Raw genomic sequence first — 21,154 nt, 5'->3', positions numbered from 1 at the left:
TATGTGTCAATAATTTTTTAGAAAATAATGGATATATTCACTGTAATTTCTTATGCCCTTTCAGCAAATATATGTACATGCTATCAATACTATCAACAAGCGTATATCGTTCTTTTATTAAGATAGCAAGTTGTGGAAAATTTTTCAAGGGGAATTTATCATAACCATAATATCCTGAAGGCGATGTATCAATAAATACAATGGGTAGATGTTTTTCAAATTCTATAATAAATTCTTCTCGTAAATAGTTAATATAGTGATTTTCATTTTTGCCCATTGCGTCATTAGATACCCCAAACTGCCGCCCAGAAACATAATCTGTTATAATAATTTTTGACGAACACCGCCTGTTTGCATAAATATATGCAACAGCTCCTGAACCCCATACAAACATAGTATCTTGTGGTTTGGTTATAGACTGTACTTTTACTGCAACTTTCTTATAGGCAAAGTCTGCTAATGCATTACTATCGCCTAAATAATGATATGTTAGTGGAATATTAAAGCGAGACACTGTCAATAGTACAGCCAGTGCTGTTAGATATACATACGACCGTTTAAGAAACAGTGCTGACACAGAATGTATACTTAATCCAGCAAGTAGCGAAAGAGGCAATGCCAATTGTATAAAATAATGACCATAGGCACGCCAACCTAACATAACAGCAAAAACGCTACCAAACAGCCATATCAGCATGAACATTATAAGATTGCTAGTGGCTTTGCTTTTATCATACCTGCCAAATAGATGTTTTGCAATAATGAACCAAAGTGGCAAACTGCATATCCCAAACAGTAAAAACCTTGCAATAGCTTTTAGATATGGGACAGTAACCATACCACTTTGAATATATTTGAAATTATACAAAAAGCCTAAGCTAATAAATTCTTGCAAAGCTCCCATATGATAAAAATATGCTATTGCAATATATAGAGGGATAATAAATCCAATACCAAGAGATACCAAAATTTTTATCTGGCTGAGCAATTCACTCTTTTTATCACTGGCTTTAAATAGCACATAGATGCCAAATATACCAAAGGCGGCTACTATAACACCTGCCTTATAATTTATCAAAAAAGCTATGCCCGCACACATACCCGATAGTACGGCATACAGAATATTCTTCTTTTCCCATACAACAATATAATACCATATAAATGCCAGTAACACAGGAAGCGTATAGAGTGTCTCGGTATTGGTTGCAATGTATTTTGGCTCATACGTGTGCATTAAAAATATAAAGAACAAACTTGAAGCTTTAGCTTCATGTATTCCTGCAATCTTTTCAATAAACCAGTAGACAACAATAGTAGATATGAAAACCAGAAATAGTGTTGCTACGTGAACTGCAAAGAGGTTATTGATTCCAAACAAATAAAAGATGATGTAATAAAATAAATACGTTACAATTGGCTTGTTATCATAAACCCCAACATAGGGTATAGCTCCACCTAACCACTTGTTTGCAAATTCGGCAAAAGCAGCTTCATCAATATCAATTATTGTATGATATAAAGCAGGAATGCGAAGAATAAGTATTATAAAAAACATCAATACAAAAAAATAATATTTATTTTTCATTATTTTCTTACCCATAATCGCACCTTCCCAAAATATCCTTTAAACTCATACTTTTCATTAAGGTATTTTAAAATTTTTGGAAAATCATCAAGACTTGCAAACCTTCCTAATCGCAATATTGGTGTTTCATGAATATTGAAATAAAATGCTGGCTCACCTTTTTTTCTATAAACCATTACTTTCTTAATCATATCTGTAGAGCCAACATCAACAAACAGTTCAGGTTTATATTCACGAATGATGTTGATAATATTATCTTCATGTTCATGTATAAATGCATCATTGCCCTTTTCCCTTTGAACTATCGCAAATAATGCCTTTTCATTAAACCAGTATGAAGGCACCACTGAATGCCCTTTTGTAAAATAATCTATCTCTGTTCCCATGGGCCATACCAGCATGGTCCTGTCAGGATAGTTGTTATTAATATAATCTATAACAGGAAGTAAACTTTTATGAGGCAAAAGATATTCACCATACGAACCAATAACAGCTATTCTGAATATTTCCGTAAGCTTACTTTCATTATGTTTCAAATTATGGTTACATTTGTAAATATATAAATCTTTGTAATTCCATACTAAGAAAAACATCAGTGTAATCATAAGCTGTATATATACCAGTTTCTTCCCTTTTTCAGTACACACATCAAGAATTTGTTTTGCCGATAGCGCTGCGAGAACAGGCATAATAGGAATGAAGTAATGAACCGACACTCGTGAGCCAGCCGCAAAAATAAGGATAAAAAAGCACAGTGCAACATATACAAGAAAAGCCGCTCCACTATCAAACGTTTTAGCACGAAGATTTTTGAAAAAACTGATAATCAGTATAACACCAGAATACCAGAAAAATGCATGAAATAGTGAGAACTGATAAACCCGCCACAAAAGTTTCATAAGGATTAATAATGGATTGAAACCTCTGTTTGCAACATATGAATACATACCTGACAATGATGTATGGATTTTTTCAAATACATCGATTGCATAATATACTTTCAGGGAAGCAGCAAGTCCTATGCCGATAACTATCGCACTTATAATTATGCCTATAAGGTATTTATAAAATTGTAAATATTTTTGTTTTTCAAAGCTCAGTGGGTACACAACTATAAAATGCACAAGAATAATAGGAAGTATAAAAATGCCCTGAAATTTTATGAGATATGAACCAATAATATTTACAAGCACCAATACTCCATACCATTTCTTTTTTTCATAGAGTGTACGGTAATAAAAATACAATGCATAGATATTGAATAAATTATAAAATATCTCACCATTTGCAGCTAAATATTCAGTATGATAGCATGAAATGACAACTCCATACAAGAAAGCAGCAAACAACCCTATCCGTTCATCATATATTTTTTTTGCCAGAAGAAAAATACCATACATGGTCCCAAGAACAAATAAAAGCCCGATAAAGTGAAATGATGAAGGAGTGTCGGCTATATATGTAATGGAAAATTTCATGAGCCAGTGATACAGCCATCCCTTGTTCATACCAAACGACAGGCCCAACAATTCCCTTTTAGCCAGTAAATATGAGGTGAGCACATCAACATGGATAAAATCTATAACCACTGATGGCAGTCGTAGTATTACAGTAACTATCGCTATGAAAAAAAAAGTGAAAACGGTAGGGAGCTGGAAGATATTATAAAAATATTTGACAGGATCAGTGCGTGACAAGTATTTTCTCCATAAATCAATTGACTATTTTGAATAGGAAAATAATGTGTAAATGCATATGCTGTCGTCAATAAGTTTTTTATTAAACCCTAAAAGGAATACTCTATGAAACATCTCATTTCCATTATTGTCCCAACGTACAAAGAAGCAGAAAATATCCCTGTTCTTATTGAATCAATTGATAAAGCCATGAAGCATAGTAAGCTTGATTACGAAGTTATTATTGTGGACGATAATTCTAAAGATGGAATTGAAGATAACGTTAAAGCGCTTAAGAAAAAAGGTTACCCTGTTTCTATAAAAGTACGCGTAAACGAACGTGGACTTTCCTCAGCTGTCATTGAAGGATTCAGACAGGCTAAAGGCACCATCTATTGTGTCATGGATGCTGATTTGAGCCATCCACCTGAAAAAATACCTGAGCTTGTTGAACAAATCATCAATGGTAAAGCTGAATTTGTTGTTGGTAGTAGATTTGTTAAGGGTGGTTCAGCAGAGCATTTTAATTGGTACCGAAAGCTCAATGCATGGGTATCCAAGATGTTAGCCAGGCCGTTTACAAAGGTAAAAGATCCCATGGCAGGATTTTTTGCTTTTGATGCTAAAATACTCACCCCTCAAATCCTTAATGTGTTGAACCCACTTGGTTTTAAAATTGGCCTTGAAATTATTGTGAAGTGTAACCCCAAAACAATAACAGAAATTCCCATATCATTCAGAGAACGGCTTTTTGGCCAAAGCAAGCTGTCGTTACGTGAACAGATACTGTATATATTGCATTTAAAACGTTTGTTTCACTATAAATATCCCTCGCTATATCAGTTTTTGTTCTTTTCCCTTATTGGGTCAACGGGCATGGTTGTTGATATGACCACCGTATTTGTTACATACGGATTGTTGCATATTAATTTCAAGATTGCACGGGCTATTGGATTTATTGTGGCATTAACATGGAACTTTTTCCTCAACAGGAAGCTGACATTTCCTGACTCGCCGCAAAAAAATCTTTTTATTCAATACAGAAATTTTTTCATTGTTTGTAGCATTGGTGGACTTTTTAACTGGTTTATTTCCGTTTACCTATATTCCACATACCCATATTTTAAGGAATTTTATCTTCTGGCTGTGTTTATAGGAATTATGGGGGGATTACTGATTAATTTCCTGGGTTCCAAATATATTGTTTTTGGGAAATGAATCAAAATTATTCTTTATGCGCAATCATTTCCGCAAGCATACCAACAGTCAGAATATTTAAACCTGATAGCGTGATAAGCACTGATACTGTATTAATATTTCTATACAGTATACCTTCTACCAGAACCAGTACAACTCCACACAAAAGCAATGGAAGGCTTAAAGGCAGAAAAACTTTCAAGGGATCAAAGAACATAACAGTACGTACAATTAGCCTTACAAAATTCAATGTATCATAAAAAGGCCTTATTTTTGATTTACCTTTACGCTGATGATAATCGATAGGCACATATTTTACCTGATAATCATTGGCAAGCATAGCTATGGTGATGGTAGACGTAAAAGAAAAACCCTCAGGAAGAATTTTCATAAACTTTTCAATTACTGATTTTTTCATAATCCGCATACCTGAATTAAGGTCAGGAATCTTTGTCCCTACCATATAATTTGCCAGCTGATTGATGACCCATTTGGGGAATTTCCGTATTAAAGGTATATTAACAGATTCGCCTATTCTTGCGCCAACAAGCATATCAATGTCATTTGCTATAACATCCTTAAAAAATTCAGGGATACGTTCATCAGGATACGTTGCATCAGCATCAGTAATTGCAATATAGTTATATTTTGCAGATTTGACACCGGTCTTGAGTGCTGCACCATAACCACGATTTTTAGAATGGTGGATTATTTTTAAATCTTTGTCGTTTGCAACACCCTGCAATATCTTTTCCGTCCCATCAGTTGAGCCATCATTGACCAATATGATTTCAAGATTAAAGTCCTTACAATTTTTTTTAATAGTCTTCAGATGGATAATACTATTTTGTATGGCACTAATTTCATTATAAACCGGTACAATAAGCGTTAAACCCTGTTTCATGATTTCACCTTTTATATTTTAACAATTTTATGGTTTATATAAATGAATAATTGAATGTATTCATGTCAAGATATTTATTCTGTTTACGGTGTTTAATCCGAAACGTTTTCAGGAAGGTTTTTATCCATTTTCTTTTTTTTAAAATAACCATATATGATCATTAAAATATTTACTAACCACCCGTGAAATCCCAGTACAGGGCTTAATGCAAAAATTGATAATGAGAATAATACTGCTGCTTCGCTTCCCAATCCTATGCTCTTAAATAGAAAAATCATAATAGCTTCCCTGACCCCTAAACCAGAAACCGAAATAGGAACTACCACAGAAAAACTTGATAAAACCAGGCAAAATACTGTATAGCTAAACGGCATTTCTATGGAAAAACTTTTTTGGATTAAGTATGCAACCAGACAATAACTGATAAAACTAGGAATAGTTAAAAACGTAGATAGTGTTACATATCGTATACTGGTTAACATCATTACAGTATCATTAATAAACCCTGATATATTTTGCTGAATTACTGGATAATATTTCTTGGGTAAGATAAATTTACTGAACCTGGCAATTATATTATGAATTGACTTAAACTTTATAAGAGCAACTATACCTGAAACTATTGATAAAATAATAATTATAAACCCAATATAATTAAAAGCAAAAAGATGGCTGAAAAAAGGGTAAAGCAAAAAAAGTGCAGCAACACGTATTCCAACATCATAGAGCCTGTCAATAACCACAGAAACAAATGCCCTACCAATGTTGTCAAATTTATCCTGAAAATATATTGCTTTTGAAATCTCACCAATTCTACCGGGAGTAACCGCACCAAAATAAAAAGCCCATAGATAAACATAAAATGTTTCAAATATTGGTGTTTTGACATTCTGGCTTCTCATTAAAAGATTCCATCGTATTGCTTTGAAAAAAATCAGTAGCAGTAAAAAGGGATAAGCCAATATTAAATACCAGTAGTTTGCAGTCTTCAAATAATGGAATAGTTGTTTTAAATCAATTTTCCATAGAATAACTACAAATAGGATAATGCCAATAAAATTTAAATATTTAATCTTATCTTTCAATGGGATCACCTGTCAAAAGTACAGTATATCGTAAAGCTTTGCTTTGATTACTTCCTTATTTTCTCTATCAAAAACTGATACAATTCTGAAGGCAATAATGAATATGTGACAAATGAAATCATGTGATAATTATAGTCAATAACATTCTCCCAAAAAGATTTATGGGGGAAAGTATTTGTTTTATGATATGTACCATAAAATATTTTCACATCATTGTCATTATCAATCAAATGTTTTAGTCTGAAAAGGTGGAAAGGGGATGAAATTAACAGTATTTTTTTAAACTTATTTTCAGTTATAATCTTCTTTGCTTCATTCCAATTATGGAAAGTATCTCGTGAATGGGTATCAATAAATATACGTGCAGGTTTTACACCCAAAGTAATTGCTTCTTGAGCCAATAATTGAGAACCTGCTAATTTTTTTGAAGGTCTCCATCCCCCTACAAAAATTAAACTTTGGATTATACCCTTATGGTATAAATCTACTGCAAGTGAAAGCCTTCGTTTTGATTCTTTATCAGGATTTCCTGTAGTATCAAAACTACCATAAAAGATGACAGCTGCATCAAATTTTGCATGTAATGGAATGTTTGTAATTGAATACTGTATAGTAAGGTACCGCTCTACAAATAAAAAACTAATACAGTATAAAATAATTAGTATCAATGTAATTATACTTATTTTTTTCAAGTCGTGTTATTATACTCCTTTAAAAATAAAGGATAACAACAATTGCCATTTCCGATTTTGAATACATGTGAAATCTTTTCTCCCCATTCTATATAAAATAAGATTTCTCCTCGCATCGCTCTTCGAAATGACAATATAAAACGCTTATCAGAACGACAACACGATAACAGCTTACCGAAAGGACAGCACAAAACAGTTATTTCTAATATTAATGCAAAAATTACACATCCAAATGACGTAGTAAATAATTATTCATTAAATAATATATTATTATTTTAAAAACTTTGTTAGCTGCATTACAATATATAGCGTCTCATTTACACAGTATAAAGGTCCTTCTTAAAGCTAAAATTCTTTTTATATACTCTGGAAGATATTTTTCAAGAAATGTGTCCATTACTATTGATACTTTATTGTTAAATGGAAGAATAATAGTGCTGTTTTCTTCCAAAATTTTCATTTTATTTCTTTTTATACATGCAAGCAATTCTTTTCTCTTTAAAAATCTATGTGGACCCTCGCTGTGATTGATATTGATTGCAGCAGATAACCAGTGTACCCATTCCCATAACCTGTTAGGGCATGTCAGAATCATTATACCATCTTTGCTTAGTATACGCACCAGTTCATCAAAAAAGGTATTGTAATCATAAATATGCTCAATAGTTTCATATGAGCAAACAAAGTCAAACTGGCCATCTTTGAAAGGCAACGGAAAATCCAGTACTTTTACTATTTTATATTTCAATCCACTCCCTTTTAATCTTCTATCTGCTAAGGAAATCAAAAAATCTGAAAAATCCACACAGGTAGAACTTTTAATTTTGCCTTTTTGATACCAGAACAGGCTTCCCTTACCACTGCGAGCCTGTATATCAATCATGGTATATTTTTCTTTTTTCAGATGCTTTATTGCCAGGTCATAAGAATTGGTAAATCGCCTGAAATAAGTATACAATTCCTCGTTGACTGCATCATAATCTTCAACTGTATCCCAAAATTCCCCAACCTGTTGCAGTGTCCATGGTCTTTTTGTATAGTAGTCATATTCCTGTTTAGCTCTTTTCCAGAAACCTTTCAGGGTGAAATAATATTGCTTGGACATAAATTTTATCCTAAATTTAATCTTTCAAATGTACATCGTCTTACTCAACATTTGCTTTCTCATTATATTTCAAGACCATATCACGCGCGTTGGGTTTATACCCCATAAGCTTTTTAAAATTTTTAATAAGGAAAAGATTAAAATTCAAAGGCATAATACTGAGGAAAAATCTGAATGCACGTGATGCACCAAAAATAAGAACAAAGTTATAAATATAGTGATACAAATAGCGATCAAGTTTATCAGGTTTTTGTAATCCAATAAACTCTGGCTTCTTCCTTGCTAATTTCAGACGTATGAATATCCCGTTCAGCTTATAGGATATATTAAAGGGAAAGGATTCATGGATTTCTGCTGGCTCAATTTCCTCAAGATGCATTGCTCCATCCTTCTGAGCTGATTCAATCAAAGATAAGCCTTTTTTTGTTCTTACAATAATACTTGACCAACCTTTTGGCAAGCCTCTCTCATTCATTCCTCGTCCAAGTAAACGTATCAGCCATGAATCGCCAAAGCTAATATCTGAATAGTTGCCATAATAATCAGGGCACAATCTGCATCTGTTTGGCAAATAAACAGCATTAAGATAGTGATAATTAAAAAAATTAATGCCTTTCCTTTCACCATTTTTTAAATGGAATGATAAACCACCAGGCCAGTCACCATGCTCCCTGTATTTAACATCAATAACATTCTCTTTATTTATTTTCAGCTTCTTCATTCCAAACGTTGTTGCCCCATATTCCATATTATGCCCACAGATCAATGCCAGTATATATTCAATTTTCCTTGCATGTTTATTGCCTTCATTCTGAAGTTTCCTCAAACTATGTATCTGGCATGGGAGAGCCACTATTGCATATTTCCCTTTTTTGTCCTTGAGGGTTTTTAAAATTTCATTTGTTGGAATAAGGCAATATTTTGACTGCGAAGAGGCTTTAACAGTTTTAATATCAGTTACTATCTCCGGCCTGAATAACCATTTCTGGTCAGGCTTATTCCTTGGAAGTATTACACCATCAACAAGTTTTTTTTCCAGCATATATACCAGTAATCTAGTTACGCTTCCACCAGAAGCCCCTTTTTTTCTTACCTGATCATCTTCTGAATGTCCCAGAAAACATTTTTGATAACTTTTAAGATAGGTATCAAATTTATCACCACCTTTGAATGATGCATCCAGTTCTGAAAAATTTACCTTTATACCCTGACAATGAAGATAACAAAGACTACATTGAGTACACCTGGATTCATCAAATACAGGCTTCCCTGCCTCATAATCGCTGGTTAAAGCTCCTGATGGACATATCCCAATACATGTTCCACAAAAATTGCACAGCGGCATCTTTTTTCCACCAAGTTTTTGGGTAAGGTCATTAAAATCGTATTTTGCTTTTACAGGCATTAACGAGAAGCTCCTTTCTATTAATATGATCAAAAAAATATTATGAAAATATATTTTGCAATAAAACAATGTGTTTTCTCGTTACATTATAGTTATAATTAAAGTCAAGTATTTTTACTATCATAACATGGTTTCATAATTTTTCCACCAAAATCGATGGGAGTATGCTCCATGTATGATAAAATAGTTTCAAATGATATCTGTAGGAGATTCACATCCTCATATTATACATCAAATACAAATATTTACAAAAATTGCATTGACTTATTATAAATAATTTTCTTATGAGCTTTAAATTGTATTACTAAAAAATATTTTTAGTTATTATTTATTCTTTTAAAATTGTGTCGAAAATATAAGCAATATTTATTTCAAAAAAAGCACAGGTACAACCATGATAACCAAAGAAGAACTTGAACTTTATCAACGACAGCTTATCATCAAAGGGTGGGGGAAAGAAGCACAGGAAAAAATCAAAAATACTCACCTTTTTATAGCTGGCGCCGGCGGTCTGGCCAGCCCTGCTGCTCTATACTGTGCTGTTGCCGGCTTTGGCAAAATCACAATTTGCGATTTTGATACCATTTCACTTTCAAATCTTAACCGGCAGATACTCCACAACCATACACGAATGGGCATGCACAAAGCTGACTCGGCCTATGCAACATTAACCCAGACAAATCCTTATATTCAGGTTGAAATTAAAAATACAAAAATTACAACAAAAAATATTCACACATTACTTGAAAACTCACATATCGTTCTTGATTGCCTTGATAATTTTGAAACTCGACATATACTTAACAAAGCATGCATCCAGTTGCAAAAACCACTTATCCACGCAGGTGTCGAAGGTTTCAGTGGCCAGCTTACCGTAGTATTACCCCATCAAACGCCCTGCCTGTCATGTTTTCTTCCCAAAAAAAGCATTAAAAAGCCCATCCCTGTTGCTGGCGTTACCCCCGGTGTTATGGGCACCCTGCAGGCAATGGAAGCAATAAAGTTAATTACAGGTCTTGGCACAGTGACTGCAGGTAAACTTCTTCTTTTTGATGGCCTTGCCATGCGGTTTTCATCTATCACACTTGAACAAAATCCTGCATGTAAAGTCTGCAAAAATTAAACAAAAGGCTGCGCTCTCACACGCAGCCTTAATTGTTTTATATTAATTTGGGCGATAGTTACTGAAAATCAATCACCACCACCTATTTACTCTTTGCCTGTTTTATGTTCAACTGAGCTATCGCTAATTTAGATAGTGGAATAGCATATGGCGAGCACGATACATAATTCAATCCCACATTCATACAGAACTCAATGTTATCAGGATCAGCACCATGTTCTCCACAAAGTCCCATGGTTATATCAGGACGAGTGAGCTTGCCGCGTGTTGCAGCTATCTCTATAAGTTCTTTAACTTCTCTTCCCAGAACCTTAAAGGGGTTATTGGGAATAAGGTCATACAGTGAATAACTTGGGAAGAATGAATTAATGTCATCTCGCGACAATCCATACGTCGTCTGCGTGAGGTCATTGGTACCAAAGCTAAAAAACTCAGCATACTGGGCAATTCTGCCAGCACCAACTGCAGCAGCGGGCAATTCAATCATTGTACCAACCTCATACTCTAAATCGTCAATACCATATTCTTCAACAACCTCATCCTTGATATCGCGAATACCTTTTACCGTTTTCCCTTCAATCTTCTTGCCATTCTTTATGAATTTGATTTCTGTTTCCGTCATAACGATAGGAATCATGATTTCAGGAACAACATTGATGCCTTCTTTTTTCAGCATACAAGCAGCTTCAAAAATTGCCCTACACTGCATCTCATAAATTTCAGGATATGTGATAGCAACGCGGCAACCTCTGTGCCCAAGCATTGGGTTCATTTCAGAAAGTTCTTCACATCGCGCACGTATTTCAGCATCAGACATTCCTTTTTTACGCGATTTCATGTATTGTATAAACTCTTTCATGCTGTCTTCAGTTCGGGGCAGGAATTCATGCAATGGAGCATCAAGCAAACGTATGGTAACCGGATGACCCTGCATAATCTTGAATAATTCATAGAAGTCACCCCTCTGCATGGGTTTGAGGTCATCCAGCGCTTTTCGCCGTTCAGCTTCAGTTTCTGACAATATCATCTCACGGAACTTCATGATGCGCTTTTCATTAAAGAACATATGTTCAGTACGACACAAGCCTATACCATCAGCAAAGAACATCTTAGCCACTTTGGCATCACGTGGTTGGTCAGCATTAGCGCGCACATCAAAATCTTTAATGAAGTTCTGTACTATCTTTAAGAAATCAGTTAATCCATTCTTTTCAAAATCTGGTTCTATCAAGCCCACTTTATCCAAATAAATTGTAGGGGGTTCATAATACGGCACATTTATGGAAACATAATCACCTTCTTTTATAGTTTTACCTGCCAGTGTAAATGAATTACCCCTGATCTTCATCTCAGGCTGGACCATAGCAACTTTACCCAAACTTCGTGCAACAACAGGAGCATGTGACGAGAATCCACCCTCAGAAGTGATAACACCACGTGCAACCTCAATTGCCTTAACATCCTCTGCATAGGTTGCTGGCATAACCAATATAAGGTTTGTATCGCCACCATGCATTACTGCTCGTTTATATTCTTCAAGCAGCTTATCGGTTGAAAAGAATACTCTACCAATAGCTGCACCTGTTGAACCAGCTATACCACCTTTAATTGATTTTACATTTTTCGTTGTCCGGGGGTCTATAACCGGGTGCAGCAGTTCGTTAAGCTGGCTTGGCTTTATGGATTCAATTAAAAATTCAGGTGTTACAACTTTTCGTGTATGCAGGTCAAGTAATGTCTTGATATGTGCCTGTGTTGACTTTTCATCAACTTCGCGCTGTTCAATGAGCCAAAAATTTCCCTCTTCAATGGTAAATTTTATATTACGTATTTCTTTAAAGTTATCTTCCACTTTCTTTGCTATCTCAACTAATTTGTCATAATATTTTTTATCAATCTTTGCTATGTCCTTTGGGGTACCACGGTCCACATCAAATTCATTCTGCAAAAATTCGCCCTGAATGAGCGCATCACCGGTAATGATATTGCGAGTAAAATAATTTCCTGCAAAGGAATTCTGACCAAAGTTACCATACACCATTGCCTGAATCATGATTGACAATGAATTGTCAACATCAATATCTGAATCACAGTATTTTGCTGCAGCACCTTTCAGAATAAGTCCTAACTGATCATAGACATCTTCACTGAACTTGTCGCCCAGGAATTTTTTATATTTTGCCACCACTTCTTTATATTCTTTTGCTTTAGCATTTTTGGGAAGCTTGCCTTCAAGTTCATCAAGTTCTTTTTCATCAATCCCGTAAATTTTTGAAGCAATGCTTCTAAGCAAAAACCTGTATTCACCCCAGGCAAAGTCTTCACCAGTAAATTTGGCAAAACCTGTAACAACCTTATCATTTAAACCAACGTTGTGAATAGACGGGAAGAATGGGACATTTAAATCTGAGCTTAACACCACCTTCAAAAGCAATGGCTTGTCACTATCGCCATATCCTTTTTTCATATCTTTTTCAATTTTATCAACAAAGGTCTTTATTAATTGCTTTACATTAACCTTTGGCAGTTTCATGGTTAAATCAGCATCTATGATAAATCCTGGAGCTATCGGTAACCCCATTTTTGCTAAATCAGCAGCCCTGCGGCCTCTGATACCTAACTTCTTATATTGCTTATTATCAACACCGGTAAAATCTTTATTGAAAAAAACTATATTTTCCATACTACCCTCTCTTTTTAATTTGTTTCATATGGTATTAGAAAAGATTCAATACTTTCCCAACAGCTATTTTCAAAAACTGTTCAAACCGTGGTGAGGCACCCTCAAACAGGTACTTCTGCAATTTAGATACATCCCTGATATTTTCCCCAACAACCTGGAAAAATATTGGGTCACCATGCTTTACTTTCCCCCATTTAAATAGTGAGTTGATATCATTGATTTTTTCACCCTCATGGAAGATTAACACATCCAGGTCAGGATGGGAAACTTTGAAGCTTTCAATGATGCGTTTCCAGGCTTCAACATTACCATTGTGAAATAGCTCATTGGTCACAGTAACTGCATATTTTGGCGTCATGTTCTTTTTGCCTGCAGCCTCAACAGCAGCTGGAGTTGGCTTTTTAACTTCTTTCACCGCAACTGTTTCATCAATAAATTCTTTATTGATAAACACATCCTTCCCGGCAATCATTTCTTCAATAGCATTTATGGCTTCATTTTCAACCTTTGGGTTTGCTTCTTTTTTCTTCTTTGTATAAATGACCATAAGCTGGTCACGGACAATTTCACGAACCCTTTCCCAGTGGGCTGCATTTTTGGGATTAATTAGGATTGGCTCACCATTGACGTTGAAATACACAATAACAATATCAAGAGCTGTCCATTTAGATGTTTCCTCAATCATTTTGCTGAAATCATTCATGGTTACAGGCACATTATATGAATCATATGTATACTGATATTTATCACGCAAAATAGCCCCAACCATTGGTAATACCTGGTCAACCATTAAATCCCCTTCAGAAAGCATAATGTTTACCACATCAGCAAAATTTCTCCCCCCCTCAACCTCTTCAACAACATCATTGACGCTAAAGAAGTGATTTAATGCCTTGTTAAAATTAGCTTTAGTTGCTAATGAATAAAATGTTGTTTCCATGGATTTCCCTCTTTTTGAAAATTTAATATAAATACGCAATAGCTATATATAAAATAATCAAAAATAAAATATTTTTTTGATTTTTTACTATAATGGTATTATAAAATTATAAAGATTGTTTTACAAGTATTTTTTTATTTTTATTTTGCGATAGTTACTGGTATTGTTGCCTGAAAGGTTCATTTATTTATTGACAAAAAGTAGCTTTAGCATAATCCTGTCGCAAGTACCAGCGGGTGTAGTTCAATGGTAGAACTTCAGCCTTCCAAGCTGATAGCGTGGGTTCGATTCCCATCACCCGCTCATTAAAATTTATAGATTAACGGTAATACCTCTATTCTTTAAATATTCCTTAACCTGTCGTACAGTAAATGTCCTGAAATGAAACACTGATGCAGCAAGTAAAACCTGTGCTTTCCCTTCCACCACTGCTTCATAAAAATGTTCCAGTGTACCAGCACCACCTGATGCAACTACAGGAATAGTAACCACTTCTGCAATTGCCCTTGTAAACGGTATATCATATCCCTTTAATGTACCATCCCCATCCATGCTTGTGGGGAGAAGCACACCAGCACCGCGTTTCTGACATTCAACTGCCCACGTAACAGCATCTTTTCCCGTGGATTTGGTGCCTCCGGCAACAACCACCTCAAACCCAGATGAAAGCTTATCATTTCTTTTACCGTCAATGGCAATAGTTATGGTGTCAGAGCCAAACCGTTTTACAGCTTCATCAATCAGGTTGGGATTTTTGACTGCAGCACTGTTCATTGATACCTTTGAAGCGCCAGCCTCAAGCACCAGTTCAATATCCTCTATACTTCCAATTCCACCACCAACCGTCAAAGGTATGCTGATAGTTTTAGAAACATTTTTAACCCATTCCAGACGTGTTTTGCGATTTTCAACAGTGGCAGCAATATCAAGCATTGCCAGTTCATCAGCGCCTTCTTTTTGATAGAACGCAGCATTTTCAACAGGGTCACCCGCATCTTTAATATTAATAAAATTAACGCCCTTGACAACTCTTCCTTCCTTCATGTCAAGGCATGGCATAATTTTAATTGTTTTCATATCTTTCCCTTTTGCATAATGGTATACAGTAAAAAACAACTAAGACAAAACATCCTCACAGTCAAGATAAAAAGCAGGAAACGTTATTCAATTTTTCCCGTTTTTATCCAGTGCATAACTGTGGTAAGAATCTCATTAAACGTATCTGTATCGCGGTTTTGATTGGCGATAGCGTCAGCGTCTCCAACCACTAAAAGATTTTTATCTGCATATATAAAGCCAGCTGTGTCATAATCGTTTGGCTGATATAATGGAATGCCGTCGTTAATAACCTCCAGACCAGGATGACTTACCTCACCCCACAGCGATGATGGTATCTGCGCAATGACACCAGCGTTCCTTTTTTTTATTACTCCTGCAAGCCTGTGAAAATAAAATCTCTTCTTATTATAGGAAATCACAACATCAAAGAAATTATTATCGCCATCAGTTATAAAGCAGGGAAGTATTTCACAGTTACTATCGCCCAAAAACGAATAAACCTTAGAATTAACCGCACCAAGCAAAATAAGACGCTTGCCCCACACCGACCCTGGCATGAGTTTTTGATATGGTTCAATAAAAATAATATTTCGCTTATTTTTATTAATGACAGTATCAGGTTTTGGTATGACTATCATATTAATTGATGAATCATTCCGTAATGATGGAATTAATGTTATAAGTGATTCAATAAAATGCTGTACCCCCGATGGTGAATTGTTTATACCCACGCAAGAGTTTTGATTGTCATACCAACGTATTGATGCTTCATAATGAACTATGCGATTAAGATGTTTTTCCAGAAGCCACTGTAGGCAGTGTTTAAAAAATGCATTGTTATCGCCTGCATGTATGCCAACCTTCCCATCGCCATTCCAGAACATCTCGCTGTCACCCACTACAAGCATTTTGCCGTTACCATACCTGCATCCAGCAGCAATAATGCTATCTGTTTCATCATCACGTAACAACACCTCAAAAGAATCAGTAGTTCCTGATAGCGAAGCTGAAAGCATGTGCAAAACATTGTTAAGTTTAAATTTTTTTGAATAAGCCCTGTTATTCAAATCATCAAGCGATTGAACAGTATCATTGTCTTTCCCGGCAGCATCGCTGTTTATTGTAATGCCTATTTTTTGCGTTACTGCATTTAAAAAAGTTGCACAATTATACATATTATCATGTTCAGCAATAACAAAAAGGAGACCTCCAGCATTAATAAAATTACAGATGGCATCAATTTCACGATCATCAAACCGCTGATATTTAGCAACCGATAGCATCAGTATTGCATAGCGATATCCCATGGAAGGTAAAGAAAATATACACTCATCAATTTTTTTCAGATTAACCGAGGCAGGAATTCCATACTGTTTTAGCTCACCAGCAATATGTGAATATCCGCAATAACCATGATCCCACAACCCCCACACGTTATTATGTGACTGGTCATAAATTAGCTGCGCGGTAAATGGTGTGTAGTCCGTATATTTTTGAGAACAGCTGATAATAAAAAACAGGATGATAAGTATTCTTTTCATAATACATAATTTTAGGGGTGTCCCAAAAGACATCTCTTTGCAATGAATTTTGCTCTCCTGTCATTTCGAGGAACGAAGTGACGAAGCAATCCCCTAGTTGCGAGCGCCGTAGGCGCGTGGCAATCTTATCTTCTACAGCATTGAGATTGCCCCTTCGACAAGCTCAGGACAAGAGTTACACTTGCAATGACTTTGCACCCGCGTCATTGTTAGCCCCACTGTTTGTTTTGGGACACCCTCTATAAGAACATTAATTACCAACTTTTGGCAAATCGTGCAATGCTTTATCAATTAATTCTTTTGGATATTCGTAATCATCCAGCTCACCTGACAAAAACTTGTCATATGATGCCAGGTCAAAATGCCCATGGCCACTTAAATTAAAAACAATAGTCTTTTGCTTTCCCTCTTCCTTTGCTTTCTGAGCTTCAATGATTGCTGCTCTGATAGCATGAGATGATTCAGGTGCAGGGATAATGCCTTCAGTCTTTGAGAATAAAATTGCTGCTTCAAAGCACTCCTTTTGATGCAGTGCCATTGCCGATATTAACCCTTCATGATACAAGAAACTCACCAGTGGTGACATACCATGATATCGCAATCCGCCTGCATGGATTGAAGGTGGAATAAATGAGTGACCTAATGTATACATTGGCATTATTGGTGTAAGTTTTGCAACGTCACCATAATCATACGTATACATGCCTTTTGTTAATGTTGGGCAAGCTGCAGGTTCCACCGCAATAATATCGATATTCTTACCATTAATTTTATCCCGTACAAACGGAAAAGCAAGCCCAGCAAAGTTTGAACCGCCGCCTACACAGCCAATAACAACATCAGGATAATCATCAACCATCTCAAACTGCTTTAGTGTTTCAAGTCCAATAATCGTCTGATGCAGGCATACATGATTTAAAACACTGCCTAAAGAATAATTGGTATCTTTGCTGTTAGCCGCCTCCTCCACTGCCTCACTTATTGCAATTCCTAAACTGCCAGGACTATCAGGGTCCCGTTTTAAAATTTCTCTTCCGCTATTGGTAAGGTTACTTGGACTTGGTGTGACCGTTGCACCCCATGTTTCCATCATAAACTTACGGTATGGCTTTTGTTCATAGCTTACCCGTACCATATATACATGCACATCAATGCCAAAGAAGTTCCCTGCCAGTGACAGAGCACTGCCCCACTGCCCGGCTCCAGTCTCAGTGGCTAATTTCTTTATGCCCTCAAGTTTATTATAATATGCCTGGGCAACTGCAGTATTAAGCTTATGGCTTCCAGCAGGCGAAACACCTTCATATTTATAGTAAATATTAGCAGGTGTTCCCAACGCAGCTTCTAAACGGCGAGCCCTGAAAAGCGGTGAAGGTCTCCACAAACGATAAATGTGCAATACATCTTCGGGTATATCAATATACTTTTTAGGACTAACTTCCTGTTCTATCAATCCCATGGGGAAAATAGCATGCAATTCATCTGGTGTTACTGGCTTGCCAGTTGCAGGACTTATAGGCGGGTCCATAGGTTTGGGTAAATCAGCCAGAATATTATACCATTGCCGTGGCATCTCCTTTTCGGGTAACTGTATTTTAGTTGAATCCTTTGCCATTATATCCTCCTTTTTTGAATCATATAATTTTAAAAATATTGCTTATTACAAATAAAAAGGCTACGGTTAACAATAGTATCCGTAGCCTTTAAGGATTTCCCTATTATAAACTAACTTCCTCAAGCGCCCGGATAGTTGTTATCCTGACGCCACCACCACCAAATTAAAATAGCTGTTATATTAAGTTTACCCACTACCATATATATAACGTGTAAATTTATTTACCTACATAAACAATACATAAAACATACAACAAATGTCAACTATTTTTTATTCACCGCCATTCAATTTCCAAAAAGCTTTTGTGCTTGTGAAACCAGAAGATCATATATGCCATCAAATCCCCCATTACTCATGACCACCATAACGGTATGTTTATTCTGTATCTGTTTAAATGCTTCACAAACTATCTCATCAACAGTTTCAAATACATACGCTGGAATGCTCTGACCCCTTACCTCATCAATTACCTGGTCAATATTAATCTGTTCATGTTCTGGCACTTTATCCAGACGGTATGGCCGTTTCATCAAGACAAAATCTGCATCAGAAAATGCAAGTGGTAGTTCTTGCTGAAATACATTGCGTCTGCTGGTTGCTGATCGCGGTTCATACACTGCAATGATTTGTGACCCAGGATAGCGCTCTGACACCTCATGTAAAACGTTGTGTATTGCTGTTGGGTGGTGTGCAAAATCCTCAATAATTGTGAGATAGTTACTGGAATAAAGAATCTCCTGTCTGCGTTTTACTCCTTCAAATGAGTCAATGGCAGATGCTATTGCCTCTTCCGATACTCCAAGGGTCAGAGCCATTGCTACCGCGGCAGCAATATTCTGATAGTTAAAGTTGCCAAAAATTTTTGGCTTTGCACGTATTGTTTTGCTATCCATTGAAATTGTGAGAATGCCATCCTTATAAAGATAACGACAATCAGCATCCGACATTCCATAATTTTTTGTGACCGATAGCGGCTTTCCATTAATTGCGCGCAAATGCGAATACATGCCATTATATACAATACATCCATTTGCAGGAATAAGGTTTTTAAGGCGCGAAAACCATACTACTATCTCATCAATATTTTTATATATATCTGCATGGTCAAACTCAAGCGATGTCATAATGCAATGTGTTGGACGATAGATCATAAATTTGGGAATCTTTTCAAAATAAGCTGAATCATATTCATCAGCTTCTATCACAAAATAATTTCCTTTCCCAATATGATAATTTTTCCCATAATTTTTAGGAATACCACCAATAAAAAACGAAGGCTCCATACCTGCTTTATCTAGAATATACGCAAGCAGCGCGGTTGTTGTTGTTTTGCCATGGGTGCCAGCCACACCAATGACTTCTTTATTATAGAGAAAGAAATTGTATAAGCTCTGAGCCATTGAAAGATATGCAATCCGTTTGTTAAGCACAGCTTCAACTTCAGGATTACCACGACTAATAGCATTTCCTATGATAACAAGATCAGGCTTGATTGTTTCTATGGTGTCAGAGCTAAACCCTTTGAAAAGCGGTATGTTTAACGTTTCAAGCTGAGTGCTGATTGGAGGATACATATCGGTGTCAGAGCCAGAAACTTTGTGCCCCTGTGAAAGCAGCATGCCCGCAAGAGCACTCATCCCTACCCCACAGATACCTATAAAATGAATATGTAATAGCGGTTTTTTAAATATATCTAACATGTTTACTAAACCCAATGTATTATAATGTTTGCTCTTGTTTTATACAAAAACAACTAATATAATTCCATACAATAATTGACAAAAGCATTTTCCTGTAAATTGAAAAATAAATTTCACAAAAATTAAATCAATAATTCACCTTTCACATAATAGTAAAAACGTTCAATACACTCTTCCAGTGTATCTCCCAACTCTAAAAAATACTGATGCAGGGTAATCTTTATACTGGGGCGATAGTTACTGTCAAAATAAGCCTTTGACCCACCAAAGTAGCTATCAAAAGGGCTTTTCACCTTGCCTGCCCGCACCGGATTGTTGGCAAAGTACCATAGTAAGTTGAGTAAATACAAACGTGGATTGTCCGCAAACTCAACAATGCTATCTTTGAAGCGCTCATTCCATACAGGGCCGGTTCGCTGCATCATCGTATTAAACCGTTGTGCAAACCGCGACTTAATATACTGCACTATACGGGATATAGTAGCACCACCTTCCACTGTTCTTATGAGCAAATGAATATGATTATCCATAATCTGATAATTGATAAGTTCAAAAGGATATTTTGCCTGTGCCAGCGTGATGCAGTATTCAAATAGTGCTTTGATAGAATCTTCTTCCATCAAATTCTTGCATTCAATGATGCGGCTGGTGACATGATAGGTGATGTTGGGTGCAATAAAACGAGGTTTACGCATGGTAGTTCCTCCCAAAGTAAATATGGTAAAAAAACGCTTTTGTGTATATACAACGCAGGAAAGTGAAAAATAGTACATGAAATGATGAAAAATTTCAGAAAAAAGGAAAAAAATTTAAGTTCAGTTTTTCAAATTTGGTGTCAGAGCAA

At 35.8% G+C, this 21,154-nt stretch carries 16 protein-coding genes and 1 tRNA gene; 3 read left to right on the top strand and 14 right to left on the bottom strand.

The genetic code is table 11. The features are described from left to right. Positions 1-37: 37 nt before the first annotated feature. Both AB1444_11690 and AB1444_11685 read right to left on the bottom strand, forming a co-directional pair. A complete protein-coding gene (locus AB1444_11690; GenBank protein ID MEW6527313.1) occupies positions 38-1,600 on the bottom strand; it encodes a glycosyltransferase family 39 protein in 1,563 nt (520 codons plus the stop codon). Next, positions 1,585-3,282, bottom strand: a complete 1,698-nt coding sequence (locus AB1444_11685) for a glycosyltransferase family 39 protein (GenBank protein ID MEW6527312.1) — start codon at positions 3,280-3,282, stop codon at positions 1,585-1,587. The genes AB1444_11690 and AB1444_11685 overlap by 16 nt, the downstream gene beginning before the upstream one ends. A 105-nt stretch (positions 3,283-3,387) precedes the next feature. Here AB1444_11685 and AB1444_11680 point away from each other — a divergent pair, with 105 nt between their 5' ends. Further along, on the top strand, positions 3,388-4,479 hold the full coding sequence (locus AB1444_11680; protein ID MEW6527311.1) for a glycosyltransferase family 2 protein: 1,092 nt from the start codon (positions 3,388-3,390) through the stop codon (positions 4,477-4,479). Between the two features lie 7 nt (positions 4,480-4,486). On the opposite strand, the gene AB1444_11675 is transcribed toward AB1444_11680, so the two are convergent. From AB1444_11675 to AB1444_11655, 5 genes are all read right to left on the bottom strand, one after another. Beyond that, on the bottom strand, positions 4,487-5,362 hold the full coding sequence (locus tag AB1444_11675) for a glycosyltransferase family 2 protein (protein ID MEW6527310.1): 876 nt from the start codon (positions 5,360-5,362) through the stop codon (positions 4,487-4,489). Between the two features lie 92 nt (positions 5,363-5,454). Further along, positions 5,455-6,447, bottom strand: coding sequence for a lysylphosphatidylglycerol synthase transmembrane domain-containing protein (locus tag AB1444_11670; GenBank protein MEW6527309.1), 993 nt, complete (start codon positions 6,445-6,447; stop codon positions 5,455-5,457). A 47-nt stretch (positions 6,448-6,494) separates the two neighbouring features. Further along, positions 6,495-7,139 (bottom strand): YdcF family protein, encoded by a 645-nt coding sequence (locus AB1444_11665; protein MEW6527308.1) that lies wholly within the window; start codon positions 7,137-7,139, stop codon positions 6,495-6,497. 313 nt (positions 7,140-7,452) lie between these two features. Further along, positions 7,453-8,244 (bottom strand): class I SAM-dependent methyltransferase, encoded by a 792-nt coding sequence (locus tag AB1444_11660; protein MEW6527307.1) that lies wholly within the window; start codon positions 8,242-8,244, stop codon positions 7,453-7,455. Between the two features lie 40 nt (positions 8,245-8,284). Continuing rightward, on the bottom strand, positions 8,285-9,649 hold the full coding sequence (locus tag AB1444_11655) for a Coenzyme F420 hydrogenase/dehydrogenase, beta subunit C-terminal domain (GenBank protein ID MEW6527306.1): 1,365 nt from the start codon (positions 9,647-9,649) through the stop codon (positions 8,285-8,287). Positions 9,650-10,043: 394 nt separating this feature from the next. On the opposite strand from AB1444_11655, the gene AB1444_11650 reads away from it, so the two are divergent. Continuing rightward, positions 10,044-10,772, top strand: coding sequence for a HesA/MoeB/ThiF family protein (locus AB1444_11650; GenBank protein ID MEW6527305.1), 729 nt, complete (start codon positions 10,044-10,046; stop codon positions 10,770-10,772). 82 nt (positions 10,773-10,854) lie between these two features. On the opposite strand, the gene AB1444_11645 is transcribed toward AB1444_11650, so the two are convergent. Together AB1444_11645 and AB1444_11640 are read right to left on the bottom strand one after the other, a co-directional pair. Beyond that, entirely contained in the window at positions 10,855-13,455 is a 2,601-nt protein-coding gene (locus AB1444_11645; GenBank protein ID MEW6527304.1) for a putative PEP-binding protein, read from the bottom strand. A gap of 34 nt (positions 13,456-13,489) precedes the next feature. Then, positions 13,490-14,395, bottom strand: coding sequence for a hypothetical protein (locus AB1444_11640; protein MEW6527303.1), 906 nt, complete (start codon positions 14,393-14,395; stop codon positions 13,490-13,492). Positions 14,396-14,627: 232 nt separating this feature from the next. Between AB1444_11640 and AB1444_11635 the strand changes: the two genes are divergently transcribed. After that, positions 14,628-14,698 (top strand) — tRNA-Gly (locus AB1444_11635). Between the two features lie 9 nt (positions 14,699-14,707). On the opposite strand, the gene hisF is transcribed toward AB1444_11635, so the two are convergent. From hisF to AB1444_11610, 5 genes are all read right to left on the bottom strand, one after another. After that, positions 14,708-15,472: an imidazole glycerol phosphate synthase subunit HisF gene (hisF, locus tag AB1444_11630; protein MEW6527302.1), complete on the bottom strand. Its 765-nt coding sequence runs from the start codon at positions 15,470-15,472 to the stop codon at positions 14,708-14,710. Between the two features lie 83 nt (positions 15,473-15,555). Further along, a complete protein-coding gene (locus AB1444_11625) occupies positions 15,556-16,995 on the bottom strand; it encodes a DUF4350 domain-containing protein (protein MEW6527301.1) in 1,440 nt (479 codons plus the stop codon). 250 nt (positions 16,996-17,245) lie between these two features. After that, the gene (locus AB1444_11620) at positions 17,246-18,610 is read right to left on the bottom strand and encodes a TrpB-like pyridoxal phosphate-dependent enzyme (protein MEW6527300.1); all 1,365 of its coding nucleotides are present in this window, start codon (positions 18,608-18,610) and stop codon (positions 17,246-17,248) included. Positions 18,611-18,894: 284 nt separating this feature from the next. After that, positions 18,895-20,310 carry a Mur ligase domain-containing protein gene (locus tag AB1444_11615; GenBank protein ID MEW6527299.1) on the bottom strand — a complete coding sequence of 472 codons (1,416 nt, stop codon included), beginning with the start codon at positions 20,308-20,310 and terminating at the stop codon, positions 18,895-18,897. A gap of 122 nt (positions 20,311-20,432) precedes the next feature. Then, the gene (locus AB1444_11610) at positions 20,433-21,005 is read right to left on the bottom strand and encodes a transposase (GenBank protein ID MEW6527298.1); all 573 of its coding nucleotides are present in this window, start codon (positions 21,003-21,005) and stop codon (positions 20,433-20,435) included. Between the last annotated feature and the right edge of the window lie 149 nt (positions 21,006-21,154).

This window comes from Spirochaetota bacterium (assembly GCA_040756435.1).
Classification (GTDB): Bacteria; Spirochaetota; UBA4802; order UBA4802; family UB4802; genus UBA4802.
Note: the sequence above shows the minus strand (reverse complement) of the source record. Positions and strands in the feature narration are given on the sequence as shown.